This window comes from Pseudomonas sp. P4_B3 (genome assembly GCF_056402295.1).
In genome coordinates this window covers 78059-99129 of sequence record NZ_JBFUHR010000021.1, presented here as the reverse complement: position 1 = coordinate 99129, position 21071 = coordinate 78059, and the positions used below count along the sequence as shown (strand labels likewise).

General features: G+C 60.6%; 19 protein-coding genes and 1 tRNA gene. 13 read left to right on the top strand and 7 right to left on the bottom strand.

Annotation, left to right across the window (positions count from 1 at the left end; translation table 11 throughout):
- Positions 1-56 precede the first annotated feature (56 nt).
- On the top strand, positions 57-1865 hold the full coding sequence (locus AC1DWG_RS23735; protein WP_477764081.1) for a monovalent cation:proton antiporter-2 (CPA2) family protein: 1809 nt from the start codon (positions 57-59) through the stop codon (positions 1863-1865).
- A 120-nt stretch (positions 1866-1985) separates the two neighbouring features.
- Positions 1986-3083, top strand: a complete 1098-nt coding sequence (locus tag AC1DWG_RS23730) for a DNA alkylation repair protein (RefSeq protein ID WP_477788433.1) — start codon at positions 1986-1988, stop codon at positions 3081-3083.
- Positions 3084-3189: 106 nt separating this feature from the next.
- Here the strand turns inward: AC1DWG_RS23730 and AC1DWG_RS23725 are convergent, their stop codons facing one another.
- Positions 3190-4080: a LysR family transcriptional regulator gene (locus AC1DWG_RS23725; protein WP_477764079.1), complete on the bottom strand. Its 891-nt coding sequence runs from the start codon at positions 4078-4080 to the stop codon at positions 3190-3192.
- 132 nt (positions 4081-4212) lie between these two features.
- On the opposite strand from AC1DWG_RS23725, the gene AC1DWG_RS23720 reads away from it, so the two are divergent.
- Complete coding sequence (locus tag AC1DWG_RS23720) at positions 4213-5874, top strand: GMC family oxidoreductase (protein ID WP_477764078.1); 1662 nt, start codon at positions 4213-4215, stop codon at positions 5872-5874.
- 141 nt (positions 5875-6015) lie between these two features.
- A complete protein-coding gene (locus tag AC1DWG_RS23715) occupies positions 6016-7638 on the top strand; it encodes an MFS transporter (RefSeq protein ID WP_477754560.1) in 1623 nt (540 codons plus the stop codon).
- Positions 7639-7691: 53 nt separating this feature from the next.
- Here AC1DWG_RS23715 and AC1DWG_RS23710 read toward each other — a convergent pair whose 3' ends face one another.
- Positions 7692-8060 (bottom strand): DUF427 domain-containing protein, encoded by a 369-nt coding sequence (locus tag AC1DWG_RS23710; RefSeq protein WP_477764077.1) that lies wholly within the window; start codon positions 8058-8060, stop codon positions 7692-7694.
- A gap of 255 nt (positions 8061-8315) precedes the next feature.
- On the opposite strand from AC1DWG_RS23710, the gene AC1DWG_RS23705 reads away from it, so the two are divergent.
- The 3 genes from AC1DWG_RS23705 to AC1DWG_RS23695 all read left to right on the top strand — a co-directional run bounded on the left by AC1DWG_RS23705 (position 8316) and on the right by AC1DWG_RS23695 (position 11804).
- Positions 8316-10268, top strand: a complete 1953-nt coding sequence (locus AC1DWG_RS23705; protein ID WP_477788432.1) for a DNA topoisomerase III — start codon at positions 8316-8318, stop codon at positions 10266-10268.
- Positions 10269-10447: 179 nt separating this feature from the next.
- Complete coding sequence (locus tag AC1DWG_RS23700; protein WP_477754557.1) at positions 10448-10951, top strand: GNAT family N-acetyltransferase; 504 nt, start codon at positions 10448-10450, stop codon at positions 10949-10951.
- A 523-nt stretch (positions 10952-11474) separates the two neighbouring features.
- Positions 11475-11804 carry a hypothetical protein gene (locus tag AC1DWG_RS23695; RefSeq protein ID WP_032829393.1) on the top strand — a complete coding sequence of 110 codons (330 nt, stop codon included), beginning with the start codon at positions 11475-11477 and terminating at the stop codon, positions 11802-11804.
- Between the two features lie 104 nt (positions 11805-11908).
- Here AC1DWG_RS23695 and cynR read toward each other — a convergent pair whose 3' ends face one another.
- Entirely contained in the window at positions 11909-12790 is an 882-nt protein-coding gene (cynR, locus tag AC1DWG_RS23690) for a transcriptional regulator CynR (protein ID WP_477788431.1), read from the bottom strand.
- A gap of 123 nt (positions 12791-12913) precedes the next feature.
- Here cynR and cynS point away from each other — a divergent pair, with 123 nt between their 5' ends.
- Both cynS and AC1DWG_RS23680 read left to right on the top strand, forming a co-directional pair.
- Complete coding sequence (gene cynS / locus AC1DWG_RS23685; protein WP_477788430.1) at positions 12914-13381, top strand: cyanase; 468 nt, start codon at positions 12914-12916, stop codon at positions 13379-13381.
- Between the two features lie 61 nt (positions 13382-13442).
- Positions 13443-14102 (top strand): carbonic anhydrase, encoded by a 660-nt coding sequence (locus AC1DWG_RS23680; protein WP_477754555.1) that lies wholly within the window; start codon positions 13443-13445, stop codon positions 14100-14102.
- A 61-nt stretch (positions 14103-14163) separates the two neighbouring features.
- Here AC1DWG_RS23680 and AC1DWG_RS23675 read toward each other — a convergent pair whose 3' ends face one another.
- Positions 14164-15666, bottom strand: coding sequence for an aldehyde dehydrogenase family protein (locus AC1DWG_RS23675; protein WP_477788429.1), 1503 nt, complete (start codon positions 15664-15666; stop codon positions 14164-14166).
- A gap of 358 nt (positions 15667-16024) precedes the next feature.
- Here AC1DWG_RS23675 and AC1DWG_RS23670 point away from each other — a divergent pair, with 358 nt between their 5' ends.
- Positions 16025-16531: an HvfX family Cu-binding RiPP maturation protein gene (locus tag AC1DWG_RS23670; protein WP_477764072.1), complete on the top strand. Its 507-nt coding sequence runs from the start codon at positions 16025-16027 to the stop codon at positions 16529-16531.
- A gap of 67 nt (positions 16532-16598) precedes the next feature.
- Here the strand turns inward: AC1DWG_RS23670 and AC1DWG_RS23665 are convergent, their stop codons facing one another.
- Positions 16599-17573 (bottom strand): nitrilase-related carbon-nitrogen hydrolase, encoded by a 975-nt coding sequence (locus AC1DWG_RS23665; RefSeq protein ID WP_477753968.1) that lies wholly within the window; start codon positions 17571-17573, stop codon positions 16599-16601.
- Positions 17574-17674: 101 nt separating this feature from the next.
- A complete protein-coding gene (locus tag AC1DWG_RS23660; RefSeq protein ID WP_477764071.1) occupies positions 17675-18607 on the bottom strand; it encodes a GlxA family transcriptional regulator in 933 nt (310 codons plus the stop codon).
- Between the two features lie 156 nt (positions 18608-18763).
- Between AC1DWG_RS23660 and AC1DWG_RS23655 the strand changes: the two genes are divergently transcribed.
- Positions 18764-19426 (top strand): glutathione S-transferase family protein, encoded by a 663-nt coding sequence (locus AC1DWG_RS23655; RefSeq protein ID WP_477788428.1) that lies wholly within the window; start codon positions 18764-18766, stop codon positions 19424-19426.
- An 84-nt stretch (positions 19427-19510) separates the two neighbouring features.
- On the opposite strand, the gene AC1DWG_RS23650 is transcribed toward AC1DWG_RS23655, so the two are convergent.
- Positions 19511-19585 (bottom strand) — tRNA-Gln (locus AC1DWG_RS23650).
- Positions 19586-19906: 321 nt separating this feature from the next.
- Between AC1DWG_RS23650 and AC1DWG_RS23645 the strand changes: the two genes are divergently transcribed.
- Positions 19907-20335 carry a hypothetical protein gene (locus AC1DWG_RS23645; protein WP_477753971.1) on the top strand — a complete coding sequence of 143 codons (429 nt, stop codon included), beginning with the start codon at positions 19907-19909 and terminating at the stop codon, positions 20333-20335.
- 114 nt (positions 20336-20449) lie between these two features.
- Complete coding sequence (locus tag AC1DWG_RS23640; protein WP_477764069.1) at positions 20450-21031, top strand: hypothetical protein; 582 nt, start codon at positions 20450-20452, stop codon at positions 21029-21031.
- The last annotated feature ends 40 nt before the right edge of the window (positions 21032-21071 follow it).

The following is a 21071-nucleotide window of genomic DNA, read 5'->3' as shown; positions in this document are numbered from 1 at the left end:
AAGGGCCCAGCCTTTATTCTTGTCACCCCCGCTGTACCGAGTCCTGGAGTTTTCTCATGCCCCATGAAGGCAACCTGCTACAAGCTGCTGTCGTATTTCTGATGGCGGTCGTGCTCATCGTTCCATTGGCCAAGCGCCTGCAACTGGGGGCAGTGCTGGGCTACCTGTTCGCCGGAGTGATCATCGGCCCGTCGGTGCTGGGCCTGATCGACAACCCGCAAAGCGTCGCGAACATTTCCGAACTCGGCGTGGTGTTGCTGTTGTTCATCATCGGCCTGGAGCTGTCGCCGCGACGCTTGTGGGTGATGCGCAAATCAGTGTTCGGCGTGGGTCTGGCGCAAGTGCTGCTGACCGGCTCGGTGATTGGCGTGGTGGCGCTGTGGGGCTTTGGCCAGCCGCTGAACACCGCGATCGTCCTGGGCCTGGGCCTGGCGCTGTCGTCCACGGCCTTCGGCCTGCAAAGCCTGGCTGAACGCAAGGAACTGACCAGCCCCCACGGGCGACTGGCGTTCGCGATTCTGTTATTTCAGGACATCGCCGCAATCCCCTTGATCGCCATGGTGCCGTTGCTGGCCGGCGGCGATCACAGCACCACCCCCAGTGAAGACCTGAACCATGGCCTGCAAGTCTTGGTCAGCATTGCGGTGGTGGTGATCGGCGGGCGCTATCTGCTGCGACCGGTGTTTCGCGTGGTGACCAAAACCGCGTTGCCAGAGGTCTCCACCGCCACGGCGTTGCTGGTGGTGATCGGCACGGCATGGTTGATGGAGCTGGCCGGTATTTCCATGGCCCTGGGTGCATTCCTCGCCGGCCTGCTGCTGGCGGACTCCGAGTATCGCCATGAACTGGAAGCCCAGATCGAACCGTTCAAGGGCCTGTTGCTCGGGCTGTTTTTCATCAGCGTCGGCATGGGTGCGAACCTGAGCCTGTTGCTGAGCACACCGGTCGCAGTGCTGGGCCTGACGCTGCTGCTGATCGCGATCAAACTGCCGCTGCTGTTTATTGTCGGGCGCCTGGCCGGCGGCTTGAACAAGGTCAGTGCGATCCGCCTGGGTATCGTGTTGGCGGCCGGTGGTGAATTTGCCTTTGTGGTGTTCAAGATCGGTCGCGACCACGGGCTGTTCGCCGCGCAACTGTATGACTTGCTGGTGTTGACCATCACCCTGTCCATGGCCGTGACGCCGCTGTTGCTGCTGCTTTGCGCACGCTTGGTCAGCCCGAAAGTGCAACCGGTGGAAGTACCGGAGAAGTTCCGCGAAATCGACACCGACGCGCCACGGGTGGTGATCGCCGGCATGGGTCGCATGGGCCAGATCATTGCGCGGATTTTGCGCGCACAGAACATCAAATTCGTGGCCCTCGACACCTCGGTGGAAACCATCGAGCTGTCCCGCAGCTTTGGTGGCGTGCCGGTGTTCTACGGCGACCCGATGCGCCCGGAAATCCTCAGCGCGGCCAAGGTCGGGGAAGCCGAGTATTTCGTGATCGCCACCGACGACCCGGACACCAACATCAAGACCGCCGAACTGGTGCGCAAGCTCTACCCGCAGATGAAAATCATCGCCCGTGCCCGTAACCGTCAGCATGTGCACCGGCTGATGGACGTCGGCGCTCACGCCGTGCGCGAAACCTTCCATTCGAGCCTGGAAATGAGCCGGCGAACCCTGATCGGGCTGGGTCTGACCCAGGCCCAGGCGGATGCGCGGATCAAACGCTTCAAGCAGCATGACGAAGAGGTGCTTGAAGCCCAGCACGCGGTGTATGACGACGCAGTGAAAGTGATGCAGACCGCGCAGGAAGCGCGGGTCGAACTGGCCAGGTTATTCGAGTCGGATCAACTGCAAGAGCAAGCGGGCACAAAATGAGGTGAATTTGAGGGCCCCTTCGCGAGCAGGCTGCTCACACGCTCTTCTGTAGGAGCGAGCCTGCTCGCGATGAACGATGACGCGGTGTGATGGATCAACAACAATTGCCAGGGAACCACCATGACTGACCAACCTGCCCCCGCCCTGAAGGAAATCTTCAACACCGAGCGCCTCCAGCACATCGCCAGCGAAATGACCGCGATCTATCCGCCATTCGAGGCCAGGCGCTTCCTGAAGCTAGCCCAGTCCGGCCTGGCAGACCTCAGCGTCATGCAGCGCATGGCCCGGGTCAGCGAATGCCTGCACGCGGTGTTGCCGCTGGACTATGAGGCGTCGCTAGAGGTGCTGCGCGCCCTCGCCCCGCGCCTCAACAGCGGCTTCGTCAGCATGTGCCTGCCGCACTATGTCGCCAGCTACGGCGCCCATGCGTTCGATCAGTCGATGGACGCGCTGAAGTACTTCACCGCTTTTGGCTCTTCGGAATTCGCGATCCGTCACTTTCTGCGCAGTGACCTCAAGCGCTCGCTCAAGCTGATGCATGCCTGGTCGCTGGACGACAACGAGCATGTGCGGCGCCTGGCCAGCGAAGGATGCCGGCCGCGCCTGCCCTGGTCATTCCGGCTGGAGCCCATCCAGGCCGATCCGACACTCGCCGCGAACATCCTCGACAACCTCAAGGCCGACACCAGCCTGTATGTACGCAAATCCGTGGCCAACCACCTCAACGACATCACCAAGGATCACTCCGATTGGGTGCTGGACCTGATCGAAGGCTGGGCGCTGGACAACAGGCACACCGCATGGATCGCCAGGCACGCCCTGCGCAGCCTGATCAAACAGGGCAACCCGCGGGCACTGGCGATCATCGGCGCGGGCGGCAAGCCTGAAGTCGAGATCGTCGATGTGAAAGTCGAACCGCCGGTGATTGGCCTGGGAGAAAAAATCACCCTGTCGTTTGCCATCAGATCCACGGTAGAAAGCAGTCAGCGTCTGGTGATCGACTATGCCATTGATTACGTCAAGGCCAACGGCAGCACCTCGGCGAAGGTGTTCAAGCTCAAGGCGCTGACGCTGCCCGGCAAAGCCAGCGAAGCCGTCAGTCGCGGTCAGCACATCAAGGAGCTCACCACCCGCCGGCATTATGCGGGGCGTCATGCGGTGCACATCATGGTTAATGGTGAGCGGCTGGCCAGTACCGCGTTCGAGATTGTGGGTTAAACCGCAAGATCAATTCCGAATGGGCCGCCGCCTTCGCTGGCAAGCCAGCTCCTACATAGGTATGCGTTGCCCCTGTAGGAGCTGGCTTGCCAGCGAAGGCGTCCGTTCAGGCACCGCCCAACAACAACCCCTGCTCGCGCTCACACAACTGCACCACATAATCCCACAACACCCGCAACCGCACCGATTTGTGCAGCTCGCGACGCGTGCTGATCCAGTAGCTGCGCTGGATGCTTTCGTCCGGCAACAATGGCACCAGACCGGGATCAGCACAGGCCATGTAGCACGGCAGCACGGCAATCCCCAGGCCTGAGCGCGCCGCCTGTTGCTGGGCGATCACGCTGGTGCTGTGAAACACCACCTGCGGGTTGCGGCAGAAGCTGTTGAGGAACATCAGTTCCTGGCTGAACAGCAGATCGTCGACGTAGCCGATCCACGCATGACGCCCCAGGTCCTCACGACTGCGCAATGGCGGCGAACGATCGAGGTAGTCCTGGCTGGCATACAACGCCAGGCGATAGTCGGTGAGTTTGCGGGTGACCAGCATGTCAGCCGCCGGGCGCTCAAGGTGGATGCTGATTTCCGCCTCGCGGTTGAGGATGCTGACAAAACGTGGCACCGCCACCAGCTCCACTTCCAGCCCCGGATAGCGTTCGAACAAGCCGTTCATGCGACTGGCGAGGAACATGATGCCCAGCCCTTCGGTCACCCCGACGCGGATCTTGCCCAGCGGCGCGGTGGACTGGGTGATTTCCTCCTGGGCCAGCAACGCCACGTTCTCCATCGCCTCGGCGTGTTTAAGCAACGCCTCGCCCGCCGGGGTCATCTCATATCCCTGGGCATGTTGAACGAACAACGCCGTGCCGAGGCTCTTTTCGATGGCCTCGATGTGCCGCGCCACGGTGGCATGGGTGGTGTTCAGGCGGCGGGCGGCCGTGAGCAAACGCCCGCTGCGCTGCAATTCGAGAAAAAACCGCAGGTCATTCCAGTCGAACATGAATCGTCCTTGTTCTTTGCTGTTCGGGATGCTGTTTAAAAACGCACAGCGGCTGCGCAAAAACTAACATTCTTTTGACGAAAGCTAACAACTAGGATGACAGACAACAAGAACAACAAAACGAGGTCAGGGATGCAGACTCCCCTGGATGAATACGATTACATCGTGGTCGGGGCCGGGCCGGCCGGGTGTCTGCTGGCCAATCGACTGTCGGCCAACCCGCAACATCGTGTGTTGTTGCTCGAAGCCGGTGGCCGCGACAACTACGCGTGGATTCACATCCCCGTGGGCTACCTGTTCTGCATCGGCAACCCGCGCACCGACTGGTGCTTCAAGACCGAAGCGCAACCGGGCCTGCAAGGCCGCGCCCTGAGCTACCCGCGCGGCAAGGTGCTGGGTGGCTGCTCATCGATCAACGGCATGATCTACATGCGTGGCCAGGCCGCTGACTACGACCGCTGGGCCGCCGACGGCAACCCCGGCTGGAGCTGGCAGGACGTGTTGCCGCTGTTCAAGCAGAGTGAAAACCACTTTGCCGGCGCCGCCGAATTTCACGGTGCCGCGGGCGAATGGCGAGTCGAACGCCAGCGCCTGTCGTGGCCGATTCTCGACGCCTTCCGCAGCGCCGCCGAACAAAGCGGCATCGCCAGCATCGATGACTTCAACCAGGGCGACAACGAAGGTTGCGGCTATTTCCAGGTCAATCAGAAGGCCGGCATCCGCTGGAACGCGTCCAAGGCCTTTCTAAAACCCAGTCGCCAGCGTCCGAATCTCACCGTACTGACCAGTGTCGAAGTCGATCGCGTGCTGCTGGACAATGGCCGCGCCTCGGCGGTCAGCGCCCGCTGGCAAGACCAGTCGAAGACCTTCAAGGCGCGCAAGGAGATTGTCCTGTGTGCCGGCTCGGTCGGTTCGCCGAGCATCCTGCAACGCTCCGGCATCGGCCCGCGTCCGCTGCTGGAACGGCTGGGCATCGGTGTCGCCCATGAACTGCCCGGTGTCGGCGGTAACTTGCAGGATCACCTGCAACTGCGGCTGATCTACAAGCTGGAAAATGCCCGCACCCTGAACCAGATTGCCGGCAGCCTGTGGGGCAAGATGGGCATGGGCCTGCGCTACCTGTATGACCGCAGCGGTCCGCTGTCCATGGCGCCGAGCCAGTTGGGCGCCTTTGCCCGCTCGGGGCCGGAGCAGACTTCAGCCAACCTCGAATATCACGTACAACCGCTGTCGCTGGAGCGCTTTGGCGAACCGCTGCATACGTTCCCGGCGTTCACCGCTTCGGTCTGCGATTTGCGTCCGCAAAGCCGTGGCCGAGTCGATATCCGCTCGGCCAACCCGCAAGAAGCACCGCTGATTCAACCCAATTACCTGAGCCACCCGGAAGACCTGCGGGTCGCCGCCGATGCCATTCGCCTGACCCGGCGCATCGTCGCCGCGCCGGCCCTGCGACCCTTCAATCCCGTGGAATATCTGCCCGGTGACAGCCTGCAAAGCGAAGAACAGCTGCACGAAGCCGCCGCGCGGATCGGCACCACGATTTTCCATCCGGTGGGCACCTGCCGCATGGGCAACGACGCCGACGCCGTGGTCGATGCGCAGCTCATGGTCCATGGCATCCCCGGCCTGCGCATCGCCGACGCCTCGATCATGCCGCGCATCACCTCGGGCAACACCTGCTCGCCGACACTGATGATTGCCGAGAAGGCTGCGCAGATGATCCTCAACTCCGCTGCAAACACAATCCCTGTAGGAGCGAGCCTGCTCGCGAAAGCGGTGGATCAGCCAGTATAAACGTTGAATGGAACGACGCCATCGCGACCAGGCTCGCTCCTACAAGGACCGCATTAGATTCACGGACATCGAGCATCACCCCTGCAAGGAACACGCAACACCAGTGGAACAACAAAAACAATCACTGTGAGGGATACCGGTATGTCAGAACACGTTCAGTCCCTGGAAGCCGTGCGCAGCGCGGGCACCAGTCAGGAAACCCAGAAAGTCATCTTTGCCTCGTCCCTCGGGACGGTCTTCGAGTGGTACGACTTCTTCCTCTATGGCGCCCTCGCGGCGGTGATCAGCAAGCAGTTTTTCGCCGGGGTAAACGACACCACAGCGTTCATCTTCGCGCTGATGGCCTTCGCCGCCGGCTTCATCGTCAGGCCGTTCGGTGCGCTGGTATTCGGTCGGTTGGGGGACATGATCGGACGCAAGTACACCTTCCTCGCCACCATCATTCTCATGGGCCTGGCAACGTTCTGCGTCGGATTGCTGCCGACCTACGCCAGTATCGGCATCGCTGCGCCGATCATCCTGGTGGTGTTGCGCATGCTCCAGGGCCTGGCCCTGGGCGGTGAGTACGGCGGCGCCGCGACCTATGTCGCCGAGCACGCGCCCGTCGGCAAGCGGGGCTTCCACACCAGCTGGATTCAGTCCACCGCGACCCTGGGCCTGCTGCTGTCGCTGCTGGTGGTGCTGGGCTGCCGCTACTTCACCGGCGATCAGTTCGAAGTCTGGGGCTGGCGTATTCCGTTCCTGTTTTCCATCGTGCTGCTGGGCATCTCGACCTGGATTCGCATGAGCCTGCACGAGTCGCCGGCCTTCGTGAAAATGAAAGAAGAAGGCAAGCTGTGCAAACAGCCGATTCGCGACTCCTTCGGTAAATGGGAAAACCTCAAGGTGGTGCTGATCGCGCTGTTCAGCATCAATGCCGGGCAAGCGGTGACCTTCTACGCCGCGCAATTCTATGTGCTGTTCTTCCTCACCCAGTTCCTGAAAATGGACCCGGCGGTGGCCAACGGTCTGCTGATTGTCAGCGTGACCATCGGCGCCCCTTTCTTCATTTTCTTTGGCTGGCTGTCGGACAAGGTCGGGCGTAAGCCGGTGCTGATGCTCGGCCTGCTGCTGGCCACCGCGCTGTACTTCCCGATCTTCAAGACCCTGGCCCACTACGCCAACCCGGCCATCGACCAGGCCAGTCGCCAGGCACCGATCACCGTAATGGCCGACCCGGCCACCTGCACCTTCCAGTTCGACCCGGTGGGCAAGGCGAAATTCGACAGCCCGTGCGACAAGGTCAAGACCTTCCTGGTCAAGCAGGGCCTGCCGTACCAGAGCACAGCGGCCCCGGCCGGCAGCGGCGTGCAGGTGAGCGTCGGTGACGTGAAGATCGATGGTTTCGACGAAGCCGCCTTGCGCGGTGCCGTGACCCTCGCCGGTTACCCGCAACAGGCGGACATGCAGCAAATCAACAAACCGATGATCGTGGCGCTGATTGTCGCGCTGATCATTATTTCCGCGATGTGCTACGGCCCGCTGGCGGCGCTGATGGTCGAACTGTTCCCGACCCGCATCCGCTACACCTCGATGTCCCTGCCCTATCACATCGGCAACGGCTGGTTCGGCGGCTTTTTGCCGACAGTGTCGTTCGCGCTGGTGGTGTACACCGGGGACATCTTCTACGGGCTGTGGTATCCGGTGGTGATCACCGGGGTGAGCCTGGTGGTGGGGATGATTTGTCTGCGTGAGACGCGCAACGTGGATCTCGACAAGAACTGAGGTCATTGCTCGCGACGAGGGAGCGGGTCCCTCGTCGCGGCTATCAGCCACAATCAAACTTCGGCATCGAGCAGTTCGAACTTCACCTGATCCGGATAGAACGCCATGTACCCGCGGATTTGTTCTACCGACACCTTGGGGTCCTCGTAACTCCACACCGCATTGGCACCTTCATGCCCTGGCACCTGCAAACTGAAATAGCTGGCATCGCCCTTGTACGGGCAATAACTGGTGTGGTCGGTGCGGGCGAAATACTTCTCGTCGATATCCTCACGCGGCACGTAGTACACCGGCGGGTAGTTGGCCTCCAGCAACACCAGAGCCCGCGCCGAGGCGGCTACTTGAATACCGTGAAACCTTACCAGCAGGCAGCCAGGCTGCTCGGCGATGGTGATGACAGGGCTAGGACCGGAGCTTTTCATGGAATGCGTTCCTCATGACGGTGATGGACCTGCAAATCGTTGTAGGAGCGTGGCTTGCCCGCGATGGGCTGCGCAGCAGCCCCAAAACCTGAGACCACGATTTATCAGGTATAACCCAAGTTTCACCCTCGCGACGGCTTCGCAGCCGAACGGGAGCGACACACCAAGCTGTACATCCATACAGATAAAGATTGCTCCATCGTCCATCAACCGCCATTCTGTGCACCTCTCGCACATTGATCGACGATGGTGGTTATGCGGCTGTACCTCTGTGAAAAACCTTCCCAGGCCAAAGACATCGCGGCAGTCCTCGGCGCCAGGCGCCGGGGCGATGGCTGCTGGCTGGGAACGGACGTCACGGTGACCTGGTGCATCGGCCATCTGCTGGAAACCGCACCGCCGGACGCCTACGACGCACGCTACAAGCGCTGGGTGCTGGCGGACCTGCCGATCATTCCCGAAAAGTGGAAAATGACCGTCAAGCCGCGCACCGCCAGCCAATACAAGGCGGTCAAGCGTCTGCTCGGTGAAGCGTCCGAACTGATCATTGCCACGGACGCCGACCGCGAGGGCGAGATGATCGCCCGGGAACTGGTGGAGCATTGCCGCTATCGCGGGCCGATCCGCCGCCTCTGGTTGTCGGCGCTGGACGATGCGTCCATTCGCAAGGCCCTGGCGGCACTTAAACCGGGGAACGAGACCTTCAGCCTCTATCACTCGGCCCTGGGGCGTTCCCGGGCCGACTGGCTGATCGGCATGAACATGAGTCGGCTGTTCACCCTGCTGGGGCGCCAATCCGGTTACCAAGGCGTGTTGCCGGTCGGCCGGGTGCAAACGCCAACCTTGCGCCTGGTGGTGGATCGCGATCGCAGCATCGCCGACTTTGTGCCCGTCGCCTATTGGGCCATCGATGTGCAACTGCTGCACAACGGCACCGCGTTCACCGCTCAATGGCGCGCGGCATCGGACCTTTGCGACGATCAGGACCGCTGCCTGAATCAGGCGCTGGCACAACAAGCGGCGGCCGCCATGAGCGGCGCGGCCAGTGCGCGGGTGATCAAGTTGCGCACCGAACGCATGCGCGAAGTGGCCCCGCTGCCGTTCGATCTGGGCACCCTGCAGGAGGTCTGCTCGAAGAAGCTCGGCCTCGGCGCCCAGGAAACCCTCGACATCGCCCAGGCGCTGTACGAAACCTACAAAGTCATTACCTATCCGCGCAGTGATTGCGGCTACTTACCCCTCAGCCAGCACAGCGAGGCGCCGGCCATTCTGGCGGCGTTGCGCCAGGCCGATCCGGCGTTGAGCGCCTTGCACGATCACCTTGATCCGCAACGGCGCTCACGGGCCTGGAACGATGCCAAGGTCAGCGCACACCACGGCATCATCCCCACCGCTGCGGCGAAAAATCTCGACAAGCTGGCGGGCAAACAGCGCGCGGTCTACACCCTGATCCGCGCGCGATACCTGGCGCAGTTCCTGCCCAATCACGAATACGACCGCACCCAGGCCGACTTCGACTGCGCCGGCGAGGCCTTGCGCGCTGTCGGCAAGCAGATCATCGAGCCAGGCTGGAAACGCGCCCTGCCCGAAGCGCTGGCTCCGGCCAAGGGGCGCGAAGCTCCCGCGCCGCAGACCTTGCCCAACCTGGCCGAAGGCATCGATTGCGCAGTGGCCGGCGTGCAACTCAAAGACCTCTGGACACAACCGCCAAAGCCGTTCACGGAAGGCGATCTGATCAAGGCCATGAAGAACGTCGCCAAACTGGTGGAAGACCCGCTGCTCAAGCAAAAGCTCAAGGACACCACCGGCATCGGCACCGAAGCGACTCGCGCGTCGATCATCCAGGGCCTGCTCGACCGTGGTTACCTGGTCAAGAACGGCAAGGCCCTGGCCGCGACGCCAGCCGCGTTCAGCCTGATCGACGCCGTACCGCGGGCCATCGCCGATCCGGGCACCACGGCGATCTGGGAGCAGGCCCTGGACATGGTGCAAAGCGGGGAAATGAGCCTGGAAGAATTCGTCACCAAACAGGCGGCGTGGATGAGCAAGCAGGTCAGCCGTTGCGCCGGGCTGAGCATGACCATCAGCGGCCCGCCGCCCACCGGCTCCGCCGCAGCCCCTTGGAAGAAAAAACGTAAAGGCGCCCCGCGTAAACCAGCGAACGGCACCAAGCGCAGGTCAAAACCGGCAAGCAACTCTCAAACCTGACACCGAACCTTGTGGCGAGGGGGCTTGCCCCCGTCGAGTCGCGAAGCGGCTCCCAAATAAAGGACTGCTGCGCCCGAACGCGGACCGGTCCGGCGGGAGCAAGCTCCCTCGCCACAGATTACTTGTCGCCAACCATAATGAATGGTGTCCCCGCCCCGGCGTATCTGGAGCCAACCCTTATGTCTTCGATAGAACTGCACGCCGCCCAACGCGATGAGCTGGAAACCATCGAGAACCTGATGCAGTTCTACACCTACGACTTCAGCGAATGGTTGCCGCTGAAACTGGGCGAATACGGTTTGTTCAACATCCTGCCCATGCCGGACTACTGGCGAAACCCGGCCACCCGCCCCTTCCTGATCAAGGTCGACGGAGAACTGGCCGGTTTCGCGACCGTGGATAACCAGACCCACCTACCCGGTGCCGAGTACAACATCGGCTATCTGTTTATCAGTCGACGCTTGCGTGGCCGGGGTGTCGCGCGATTTGTCGTTTCCACCCTCTTGAGCCGATTCCCCGGTCAATGGCAGATTTTCCACATCGAGGCGAACCAGCCGGCACGCCTGTTCTGGGCCGCCGTGATGCCGGGGCTCAGCGTTGTCGGACTCACCGTGCATCAGCAGGTCGTTGACCGCCATCCCTGCACTTTTTACCGCTTTGAGTGTCCGCCTTTGTCGTCCTGACCGACACGTCCTCGACTCCGCCCGCTAATTCCGAACAGCTTTGTCCGACAATATGTAGTGACTAAAAATATTCACTACAAAACCGTTGACGCCTTCGATCTGCCCTTGCATGATGCAGACGTCTCCCCGATCGGGAGTACAGGCAACACGTTTGAGCAAGCTCGTCTGACCGCCGAGCTGTTTTTCCCGGATACACGCTGCCCACAAGGCAGATTGAAGAAGCTGACCTGGCCTGAACGTCCAGTACAAGGGCGAGAAGACTTGGCGAGCAATCCTCATGACGCTTGTGGCCGACCCTGAAAACGTCGGCAGTGGCCTTAAGGTTTTCGCCGCTTCTCTTCGTTGTGACGCTATTGCGTAGCAGTTATTCAACACGACTACATGCAGCAGACGCAGGACCCCGCCCGATAAGGCGGTCGAACGCTGACGTCCTGGTTTCGGTGCCAGGGATCAACTAACCGATGGGCTACCTGTATTAGCGAATCAACTTTGAAAGATCACCAATTGGTCAAGGGGCTTTATGATGAATCTGAACAATCAACCAACTATCGATGAACTGGCTCGTATCTTCGCTGCAAAAAAAGACAGCCACGACAACCATATTCTCTGGATCAGCAAGTGTGGCCAGGTTCATATCGACTGCCTGTCGCCGCACGCCCATGAAGCAGAGTTCGACCAGAACAACCAGAACCTGCTGGCCCGACTGAAGATGTACCGTCGCGGCCAGGGCTATGTCGGCAAGAAGGCCGCGGCCGACAAGGACTTCATCGGTAATGTTCTGCAAACCCTGAAACAGGCCTGGGCCTCGATGCAGAATCAGAACGAAGTTCGGGTGATTGACCGGTTCTACTAATTGAAATGAGTCACTACTGACTTATTGATAAACATGGCCTGCTCCCGATAAGGAGCAGGCCTTTTTTATGTCTGAACGAAGATCAACTGTGGGAGTTGTAGTAGTCAAGAAAACCCCATTCCCAATACCAGCTCCACAAACGCCAACGCCGCCGCGCTGTGATAGTTGTTCTTGCGCCGCAGCAACGCGGCCCCGCGCTCTGGCGCTGCGCCTCGCATGGACAATTTGCGCAATGCCCGATCCTGAGTGGCGATGGGTTCCGGCAGGATAGTGGCGATGGCCGAATACCGGATGACTTCCAGCAGTGTGTTGACCGAGTTCACTTCAATCACCACTTTGGGCGTGATCTGCGCCTGAGTGAAATACTCATCGATGCAGGTCCGGGTGATGTAGTCCGGGGTCAGCAGCGCGAATTCAAGGCGAGCCACCTCTTCTGCGGACAACGCGTCCTGATGTTCGTAAAGCGGATGATCCCGCCCAACCATCAACCCCAGGGTTTCGGTAAAGGCCGGGATCGATTCGATGTCGGTGCTTCTCACCTGATCAAACGCAATCGCGATATCCAGCGAATCATCCGCCAGCCCGACCTCGATTTCGTCCATCGACAACTCGAAAATCTCCAGGTGGATGTTCGGGTAGCGCGCCAGGTAGTCGCGCACCAGTGGCCCTACCAGATAGGCCATGAACGTCGGCGTCATGGCCAGGCGCAAGGTCCCGCGAGACAAATCCTTCACGTCATGCAAAGCACGCTTGCCCGCTTCCAGTTCCACCAACACCCGCCGCGCGCATTCAATGTAAGCCTCGCCGGCATCGGTGGGTTTGACCGTGCGCGAGGTGCGGTCGAACAGGCTCACACCGAGGGATTCTTCCAACTGCCGGATCTGCTGCGACAAGGTCGGCTGGGACACGTGCAGCATTTCGGCGGCGCGGGTGAAACCACCATGGTCGGCCACCGCCAGCAGGTAACGCAAATGTCGAAGCAACATGGGATTCTCAATCTATAGGCGGTACTTATGGCTTGCATTGTATATCGGTCTTGGACGCTATGGATGGATCGGCAGAAGATGGCCCCACACCCAAGCGACACCCCTTCCGATAGGAGAATCACCATGCAACAGTCCCATGCCTACAACGACCCAAGCCTGGCCCTGACCACTTCTGTCCTGGACGCCAAGGCGCGCAAAAACCTGTCGTGGCAGGACCTGGCCGACGGCACAGGTTTGAGCCTGGCCTATGTCACCGCCGCCCTGCTCGGTCAACACCCGCTGCCTGAAAGCGCTGCCAAAGTGGTCGGCGACAAGCTGGAACTGGATGCCGACGCCGTGACCCGGCTGCAGATCATCCCGCTGCGCGGTAGTCTCTCGAGCGTGCCGACCGACCCGACCATCTACCGCTTCTACGAAATGATCCAGATCTACGGCACCACCCTCAAAGCCCTGGTTCATGAGCAGTTCGGCGACGGCATCATCAGCGCGATCAACTTCAAGCTCGACATGAAGAAAGTCGAAGATCCGGAAGGCGGCTCCCGCGCCGTCATCACCCTCGACGGCAAGTTCCTGCCGCTGCGTCCTTTCTAAGTTGCTAGCGGCTCGCACGCCTCGTGCGGGCCACACCCTGCTCCCCCTTGAGGACAAGAACATGAAAGCGCTCATCGACGGTTTTTTGAAGTTCCAGAAAGAAGCCTTTCCACAACGCACCGATCTGTTCAAGCACCTGGCCACGACCCAGCATCCGGGCACGCTGTTCATCACCTGTTCCGACAGCCGTGTAGTGCCGGAGCTGCTGACCCAACAAGAACCCGGTGAACTGTTCGTGATCCGTAACGCCGGCAACATCGTGCCGTCCTACAGCCCGCATCCGGGAGGTGTCTCGGCCACGGTCGAATACGCCGTCGCCGTGCTCGGCGTGACTGACATCGTGATTTGCGGCCATTCGGACTGCGGCGCCATGACGGCCGTGGCCAAGTGCACATGCATGGATCACCTGCCCGCCGTCAGCGGCTGGCTGCAACATGCCGAGTCGGCGAAAGTGATCAACGAAGCCCGGCCACACACCAGTGAGGCGGCCAAGGTCAATTCGATGGTTCGGGAGAATGTCATCGCCCAACTGGCCAACATCCAGACACACCCGAGTGTGCGACTGGCCCAGGAAAAGGGCCTGTTGAACCTGCATGGCTGGGTGTACGACATCGAGACCGGTTCGATCGATGCGCTGGATGCCGACAGCCGAAGCTTTGTGTCGCTGGTCGAGCATCCGCGCACTTGTGCGGTATCGGCCAAGGCGATCAAAGCCGCTTGATCAGAACTGTCGTTTACGTAAAAAAGTGACCGCCCTTGCAGCGGTCACTGGTTCCGCCATCTCAGCGTTTGACGCCCAGATCGATCTGGGTCATGCGGCTGCGAATGGTGAACACGCCATCACCCGAGAGAATCGCACTGCGAGCAAACAGGCGCCCGCTCTCCCAGTTCGAAAGCCCCAGCTCCGGCTTGCTCAGCGCATACTGGCCGTCGACCCAACGGGTGATGCCATTGCCGACAAAAGGCGCGTTGACCGCGTTGTAGAAACGCTCCTGGGCCTCGGCACTTTCACTGATCAAGGACACGGTGAATTGCGGACTGTAGCGATTGAACAAGGCAATGGCGCTGTCCAGGTCGTCGACGATTTTCAGGCTGACTTCCGGGGTTTCTTCCCACTCCCATTCACGGCCCAATTGATCTTCCGCCAACGGCTCGGCCTGCGCTTCGGTCTGATAGCCTTCGGCGCGGTACACCTCGACCGTTGCAGCCAGCCAGTCTTGCGGCAAATGCAACTCGCTGCCTTCGACGATGTGCAGCTTGCAGCCCTGCCCACGTGCAGTGCCGGCCTGCTTGAGTGCGTCGAGGAACAGCGGCACCAGTTCAGCGGCACGGTCGCGGTGAATCAGGCAGACGTTCAGGGTGTTGCAGACCTTGCGGTCCAGGGAGTTGCGCACCACGGCGGCAAAACGCGGGGCGTCGGCATCGGCGTTGGCGATCAGCCACGCACCACCGGTGCCATGCAGGCTGACCGCCGTGCCGGCCTGCTGCGCGATGCTGCCCAACTGGCTGACGGCGCGCCCCGAACCACGGGCCACCGCCAACGACAGGCGTCGGTCCGCGAACATCGCCCAACCGGCGGCGTGGTTGACACTTTCCACCAGCGACACTGCACCGGCCGGCAAGCCGGCGTCGCTCAGCGCAGGGTTCAGTGCATGGGTGACGATCGCCTGGGCCGTGCCCAACGCATCACTGCCAATGCGCAGCACGGCGGTGTTGCCGGTGCGCAATACACCGGCCGCATCGGCAAACACATTCGGCCGACCTTCGAAGACGAACGCGACGATGCCCAGCGGCGAGACCACTTGTTCGACTTTCCAGCCATCATGCTCGACGCAACTGATCACCTTGCCACGGCTGGCCGCTGCATCACGCCAGGCGCGCAGGCCGGCGATCATGTCGCGACGCATGCGCTCATCGGCCAGCAACCGGGTGGTCGAGCGACCGCGCGCCTTGGCCCGTTCGATGTCGGCCAGGTTGGCGGCCTCGATAAAGGCCCAGCACTCCGGGGTTTCAAGGCGCTGGGCAAACAGATCGAAGAAGGCGCTGATCGCTTGATCGGACACCGCCGACAGCGCGGTAAACGCCGCTTCGGCGCGCTCGATCGCGACGCTGGCCGCTTGCTGGTCCGCCACGGGGATCAGCAGCAACTCGCCGCTGACCTGCTCCACCAGCAGGTGGTCACCGGGCTGGAAGCGTTGCGCCAGTTCGGGGCTGACAACAGTGACACGATTACCGGCAAAAGGGATTGGCGTGCCAGCGACTAGACGTTCGAGCGCAAGAGACATGAAGCGGTTACACCATGCAAAGGGCGGCCGGAAAATGTATAGCAATTTTCCTGTGGGAGCGAGCCTGCTCGCGAAGAGGCCGGCACATCCAACATAGCGGCCGCCCGACACTCCGCTATCGTCGGATCGCCGCCCGGAGCCGGCTCGCTCCCACAAGGACAGTGGTGGCCGTTTACGTATCTCAATGTATACAGCCCCGCCCCTGACACACCCCACACTCAAAACCCCGCCACAACGACACACCGCAGATACACCCCGTTGATGAAATACGCCTGTCGATTGGCCAGGCCGATCAAAACGCTCAACTCACGGGGCATGCCGTTGCCCCGCCTCCCTGACCTGAAAGAGATCAACATCCATGAGCACCTCCATTTCTTCGGCCGTCAAAGGCCTGTACCTGAACCTCGACCGTGCCGGCGACTGGGTTGCGCCCCTGGCGCTGCGGGTGTTCCTCGCCTGGGAATTCCTGGAGTCCGGCCTGGAAAAATTCAACGGCCAGAACTGGTTCACTGATATCCAGGAGCGCTTCCCGTTTCCGTTCGACCACCTTCCAGCGACGCTGAACTGGGAACTGTCGATGTGGGCCGAACTGGTCTTTTCCATGACCTTGCTGCTGGGCCTGGGCACACGTTTTTCGGCGTTGAGCCTGATGGTGGTGACCCTCGTCGCAACCGCCGCCATCCATTGGCCCGCCGACTGGCATACCCTGAGTGAACTTGCCCAAGGCTATGCCATCAGCAACAAGGGTTACGGCAACTTCAAACTGCCATTGATCTACCTGGTGGCCTTCACGCCGCTGTTGCTGATGGGTGGCGGCAAGCTCAGCATCGATGCACTGCTGGCTCGTTGCTTCTGGCGTCGCTGAAACGAAACCTGCAACGCGGACAAACAAAAGGGGACTTCCATGAAGTCCCCTGTTTTTTTGCCCGGAACTAACCCATCACTTCTTCCAGCCCGGTCTGCTCGGCCAGCTTCGGATGCGCGCTGCGTTCATGCACATGGGATTGCGGGGTGCGGTCGATCAGCAGGCTCAGCAATTCCGGGCGGCTGTAGTGGCCACGGGAATCCATCATGCGTTTGCGCTTGTCGATCTGGCTCATGTCGAGATCAACAATCACCTCGCCCTCACCTTCCTGCAACGAACCCAGCACCACACCGTCCGGGCCGACGATCGCCGTGTAGCAGCCACCCGAGATCGGACCAATGGCGCAACCGGTGTCGGCCATGATCTGCGCCTGTTGCTCGGGGTACAACCACGCCGTGGAATTGACCACAAAGCAGGCGGCCTCCAGGGCATGCTGGCGAATGCTGACTTCCATTTGCGAGGCGAACAACGGACCTGCAAACGACCCCGGGTACATGGCCGCATGGATCTGTTCGCCATCGGCCATCAAGGCATAACGGGCCAGCGGGTTGAAATGCTCCCAGCAGGCCAGTTGCCCGATGCGCCCTGCCGCGCTGTCGACGGCCCGCAGGCCGGAGCCGTCGCCCATGCCCCAGATCATGCGTTCGTGGTAGGTCGGGGAAATCTTGCGGCGACGCTGGATCAGCGAGCCGTCGGCATCGAACAGCAACTGCGTGTTGTACAGCGTGCCGCCATCGCGCTCGTTGACGCCGATGGACACGACCATGCCGGCTTGCCTGGCCGCAGCGCCGATGGCATCGGTGGCGTCCGAAGGCACGGTGACAGCCTGGTCCAGCAGCTTGAGGTGTTCGGCGGCCATTTCGAACGGCGACTGCACGTAGGAAAAGTACGGGTAGTAGGGCACAACGGTTTCCGGGAACACGGCAAATTGCACGCCCTGCTCGCCGAGGTCGAGAATCTTCTGCACCACTTTGTCGACGGTGCCTTCACGGCTGTAAAGAACGGGACTGATTTGTACGGCAGCGGCTTTGACGAGGGTCATGGCGGTGATCTCATTGAGGGAAAAGTTTCAACGAGATAAATATTACGATAATAATATATCGACATGAATGTCGTATACACCACCTTTCAGGACATCATGATTCAGCCCCGACTGGCACGCTGAATCACCTGTGGCGGCTGCCCGAACGCCCGAATAAAAGCGCGACGCATACGTTCCCGGTCACCAAAGCCCGTGTCCGTCGCCACCACATCGATGGAGTACCGCCCGCTTTCCATCATCAACCGGGCCGACTCGACCCGCAGGTTTTCGATGGCCTTGGCCGGAGACTGGCCGGTTTCGGCATGAAACACCCGGCTGAATTGCCGAGGGCTGAGATTGGCCGCGCTGGCCAGTTCCTCGACTGACAGCGCGGACTTGAGATTCTGTTTGGCGTAGTTCAGCACGGCCTGTATGCGATCGGTCTTGGGGGCCAGTTCCAGCATCACCGAAAACTGCGACTGCCCACCGGAACGCCGGTGGTACACCACCAATTGCCGCGCCACCTTGCGTGCAACGTCGGCCCCCAGATCCATCTCCACCAGTGCCAACGCCAGGTCCACGCATGCGCTCATCCCCGCCGCGGTCCACAGGTGGCCATCGTTGATGAAGATCCGGTCTTCCTCGACCTTCACGTTCGGGTACGCCTTGCGAAAGGACGGCACATGCGCCCAATGGGTGGTCGCCCGCCGACCGTCGAGCAAACCGGCCTCCGCCAACGCATTCGCCCCCGTGCAAATCGAGCCCAGACGCCGGGTGCCGTGACTGGCGCGGCGCAAAAACTCCAGCATGCCCGGCGTGGTCGGGCGGATCAGGTTGTCGCCCATGACCAGTAGCGTATCGAACGCACGCTGGTCGAACGCCTCGGTCTGCACAGCAAAACCGGCGGACGTCTGCACCATGCCGCCCGGTTCGGACAGTAATGCAATGCTGTACAACGGCTCATCTGCGGCGCTGTTGGCCAACTCGAAGGCGGCACACATGGCCAGGCCCAGAACCTGGAAACCAGGGTAAACAATGAGTCCGATCTGGTGCATGGTTATATGACCTTAAACGCGTCATACCTGATATTCAGGCCAGGATCTGCACTCTAACCCGAATAGCCCCCACCGGACATCGGGATGGAGCACCTCGCGCATTGGCCGATGGCGACGGATAATCAAGTGGTTTCCATCTCATCGAGGATTTGAAGGATGTCACTGACTCTTTATTTCCACCCGCTCTCGTCGTTCTGCCACAAAGCGCTGATCGCGCTCTATGAACTGAACATCGAGTTTGAAAAAAGAGTTATCGATCTGGGCAACGATGCCGACCGGGCCGAACTTCAAGCGCTGTGGCCGATCGGCAAGTTCCCGGTGCTTCGCGATCACGCCCGGCAAAAGGTTGTGCCGGAGTCGAGCGTGATCATTGAGTACCTGGACCGGATTCATCCCGGCCAGGCGCAGCTGATTCCCGAAGATCGGGAAAACGCCCTGGAAGTACGTCTGTGGGATCGTTTTTTCGACCTGCACGTTCAGGTGCCGATGCAGAAGATCGTCGCTGACCGAATGAACGCCGCCAACGGTGACCTGACCCGGGAACGCGCCGCGCTGACAACGGCGTACGGCATGCTTGAACGTCAACTGGCGGCAAGAACCTGGGTGGCCAGCCCGGCGTTCAGCATGGCCGATTGCGCCGCCGCCCCGGCGCTGTTCTACGCCAGCACCCTCGTGCCGTTTCCCGACGATTACCAGCACTTGAGTGCTTATTTCGACAGGTTGGTCCAAAGGACCTCGGTCAAGCGCGTGATCGACGAGGCAAGACCCTGGTTTTCCTGGTATCCGTTTGCCGAGGCCATCCCGGAGCGCTTTCGGTAGAGGTGGACAACGGGCGCAAAAACGGAAAAACCGACGAATAATAACCGTCGGTCGAGTGTTATCTGATTACGCAGGAATAAAAAATGGCAGGGGCGGCTGGATTCGAACCAACGCATGGCAGGATCAAAACCTGCTGCCTTACCGCTTGGCGACGCCCCTGTATCTGTTGCGATGAGTGCCTGGCACTCGCTTTCTTGAGTGGCAACAAGAGCTGTTGCCTGCTTGCGCGAGAGGCTCCCTGAGGGCCTGTGCAAGAGTGGGCGCAAATTTACCAACCTTTGTCTCGTTTGGGAAGCCCCAACAAAACAATTTGTTTTTTAAAACAGACGCTTAGTGTTGAACCGCATCTTGGCGAGTGGTCGACACACGTTCAGCCCGACCAGGTCTGCTACGCTTTTCCTTACTCGAATGGAATCGGGAATCGTGTGCGCAACACCCTTCCCCTTGTCATCTGAGGGCGCCAATGTGAAAGGCAAATTAATGGCTACCGCTGCAACCCTACTGGTGGTCGGGGCCGCGATCTATGGGTTGCACACCTGGGAACACATCCAGAGCCAGCGACAGGAAACGGTCTGCAAGGCCGCCCGGGAGCATCTCAATCGGCTGGAAACCCAGACGAGAGCCTTGGCCTCCGGGTTGACGGTCGAAGCCTATGCCGAAGCCGAAAAAGCCGAGGCCGGCCAGTTGGTTCTAGCGCTCGATACCGCCAAAAATGCAGCCGAGGTCGATGCCGTCATCGACAAGCATGCTGCGGCCATCGAAGCGCAGATAACGGCCGAGGACGCAGAGGTCCAGTCCAGGGGCGAGCAACCCTTCCTCGGTCAGGAACTGAAAAAGCAGCGCATCCCCACCGACGTCAAACAGGAATACAAACGAGCTGAAAAAGCCGTCGCCGAAACCTGCGAATAGTTTCAACCGCCAGCTCCAGGTTTGTCGCCAGCGTCTAGACTTCAGCAAAAGCAGGTTGCAACCAGACCCCGCGTTTATCACAAAGAACCTACAAAAAACGAGGGGGGCTCGACTTTGAAAATATCAACCCTCTGCGTCATCGCGAGCCTGCTGGTGTCGGTCGCGGTGTCTGCCAACGGCGTCATTCCCATTCTCGAAATGGACTTCACACGGTCTGCGATGGAAACCCTGAAAAAAATCGGAATTGACGATGCCTGCATCATCGGCGCCTCGAGCCCCGCTTCGTTCACCTACTGCCGGGAAGGATCGATGACGCTCTGGAAGTATCAGGCACTGGACCTGGAACAAATGGCGGCGATACACAGTGATGTGCAGCGGCCCTTGACGGTTTACCAACCCATTTCTGTCCTGGAGTTCGAGAGCGCGGCCTGTGAAGACGAGATGCGCGTATCCGCCGCTGGAAAACCGGCAACGATACGTTGGCTGACCCTTGGCCTGATGGCTATTTTCCTGCTGGTCGGCTTGGGTTACACCTATCGGGCCATTCTGCAGCGCCGCCATGACGCCACCGCGTACTCGCAACCCCATGAGCAAGGGTCGAGCGAATTTCAGGCAACCGCACAAACAAAAGCCCTGGCAGCGTTTGGTCTGGCTGTTGCCGTGGCATTCGTTTACTTCAACTACACAGGGTATTGAACAACAGATGAGCGCGCCGTTGCGGCGCACTCACCGGTCA

Coding starts and splice junctions, on each gene's coding strand:
- AC1DWG_RS23735 (WP_477764081.1), top strand. CDS start 57: ATGCCCCATGAAGGCAACCTGCTACAAGCTGCTGTCGTATTTCTGATG.
- AC1DWG_RS23730 (WP_477788433.1), top strand. CDS start 1,986: ATGACTGACCAACCTGCCCCCGCCCTGAAGGAAATCTTCAACACCGAG.
- AC1DWG_RS23725 (WP_477764079.1), bottom strand. CDS start 4,080: ATGTTCGACTGGAATGACCTGCGGTTTTTTCTCGAATTGCAGCGCAGC.
- AC1DWG_RS23720 (WP_477764078.1), top strand. CDS start 4,213: ATGCAGACTCCCCTGGATGAATACGATTACATCGTGGTCGGGGCCGGG.
- AC1DWG_RS23715 (WP_477754560.1), top strand. CDS start 6,016: ATGTCAGAACACGTTCAGTCCCTGGAAGCCGTGCGCAGCGCGGGCACC.
- AC1DWG_RS23710 (WP_477764077.1), bottom strand. CDS start 8,060: ATGAAAAGCTCCGGTCCTAGCCCTGTCATCACCATCGCCGAGCAGCCT.
- AC1DWG_RS23705 (WP_477788432.1), top strand. CDS start 8,316: ATGCGGCTGTACCTCTGTGAAAAACCTTCCCAGGCCAAAGACATCGCG.
- AC1DWG_RS23700 (WP_477754557.1), top strand. CDS start 10,448: ATGTCTTCGATAGAACTGCACGCCGCCCAACGCGATGAGCTGGAAACC.
- AC1DWG_RS23695 (WP_032829393.1), top strand. CDS start 11,475: ATGAATCTGAACAATCAACCAACTATCGATGAACTGGCTCGTATCTTC.
- cynR (WP_477788431.1), bottom strand. CDS start 12,790: ATGTTGCTTCGACATTTGCGTTACCTGCTGGCGGTGGCCGACCATGGT.
- cynS (WP_477788430.1), top strand. CDS start 12,914: ATGCAACAGTCCCATGCCTACAACGACCCAAGCCTGGCCCTGACCACT.
- AC1DWG_RS23680 (WP_477754555.1), top strand. CDS start 13,443: ATGAAAGCGCTCATCGACGGTTTTTTGAAGTTCCAGAAAGAAGCCTTT.
- AC1DWG_RS23675 (WP_477788429.1), bottom strand. CDS start 15,666: ATGTCTCTTGCGCTCGAACGTCTAGTCGCTGGCACGCCAATCCCTTTT.
- AC1DWG_RS23670 (WP_477764072.1), top strand. CDS start 16,025: ATGAGCACCTCCATTTCTTCGGCCGTCAAAGGCCTGTACCTGAACCTC.
- AC1DWG_RS23665 (WP_477753968.1), bottom strand. CDS start 17,573: ATGACCCTCGTCAAAGCCGCTGCCGTACAAATCAGTCCCGTTCTTTAC.
- AC1DWG_RS23660 (WP_477764071.1), bottom strand. CDS start 18,607: ATGCACCAGATCGGACTCATTGTTTACCCTGGTTTCCAGGTTCTGGGC.
- AC1DWG_RS23655 (WP_477788428.1), top strand. CDS start 18,764: ATGTCACTGACTCTTTATTTCCACCCGCTCTCGTCGTTCTGCCACAAA.
- AC1DWG_RS23645 (WP_477753971.1), top strand. CDS start 19,907: ATGGCTACCGCTGCAACCCTACTGGTGGTCGGGGCCGCGATCTATGGG.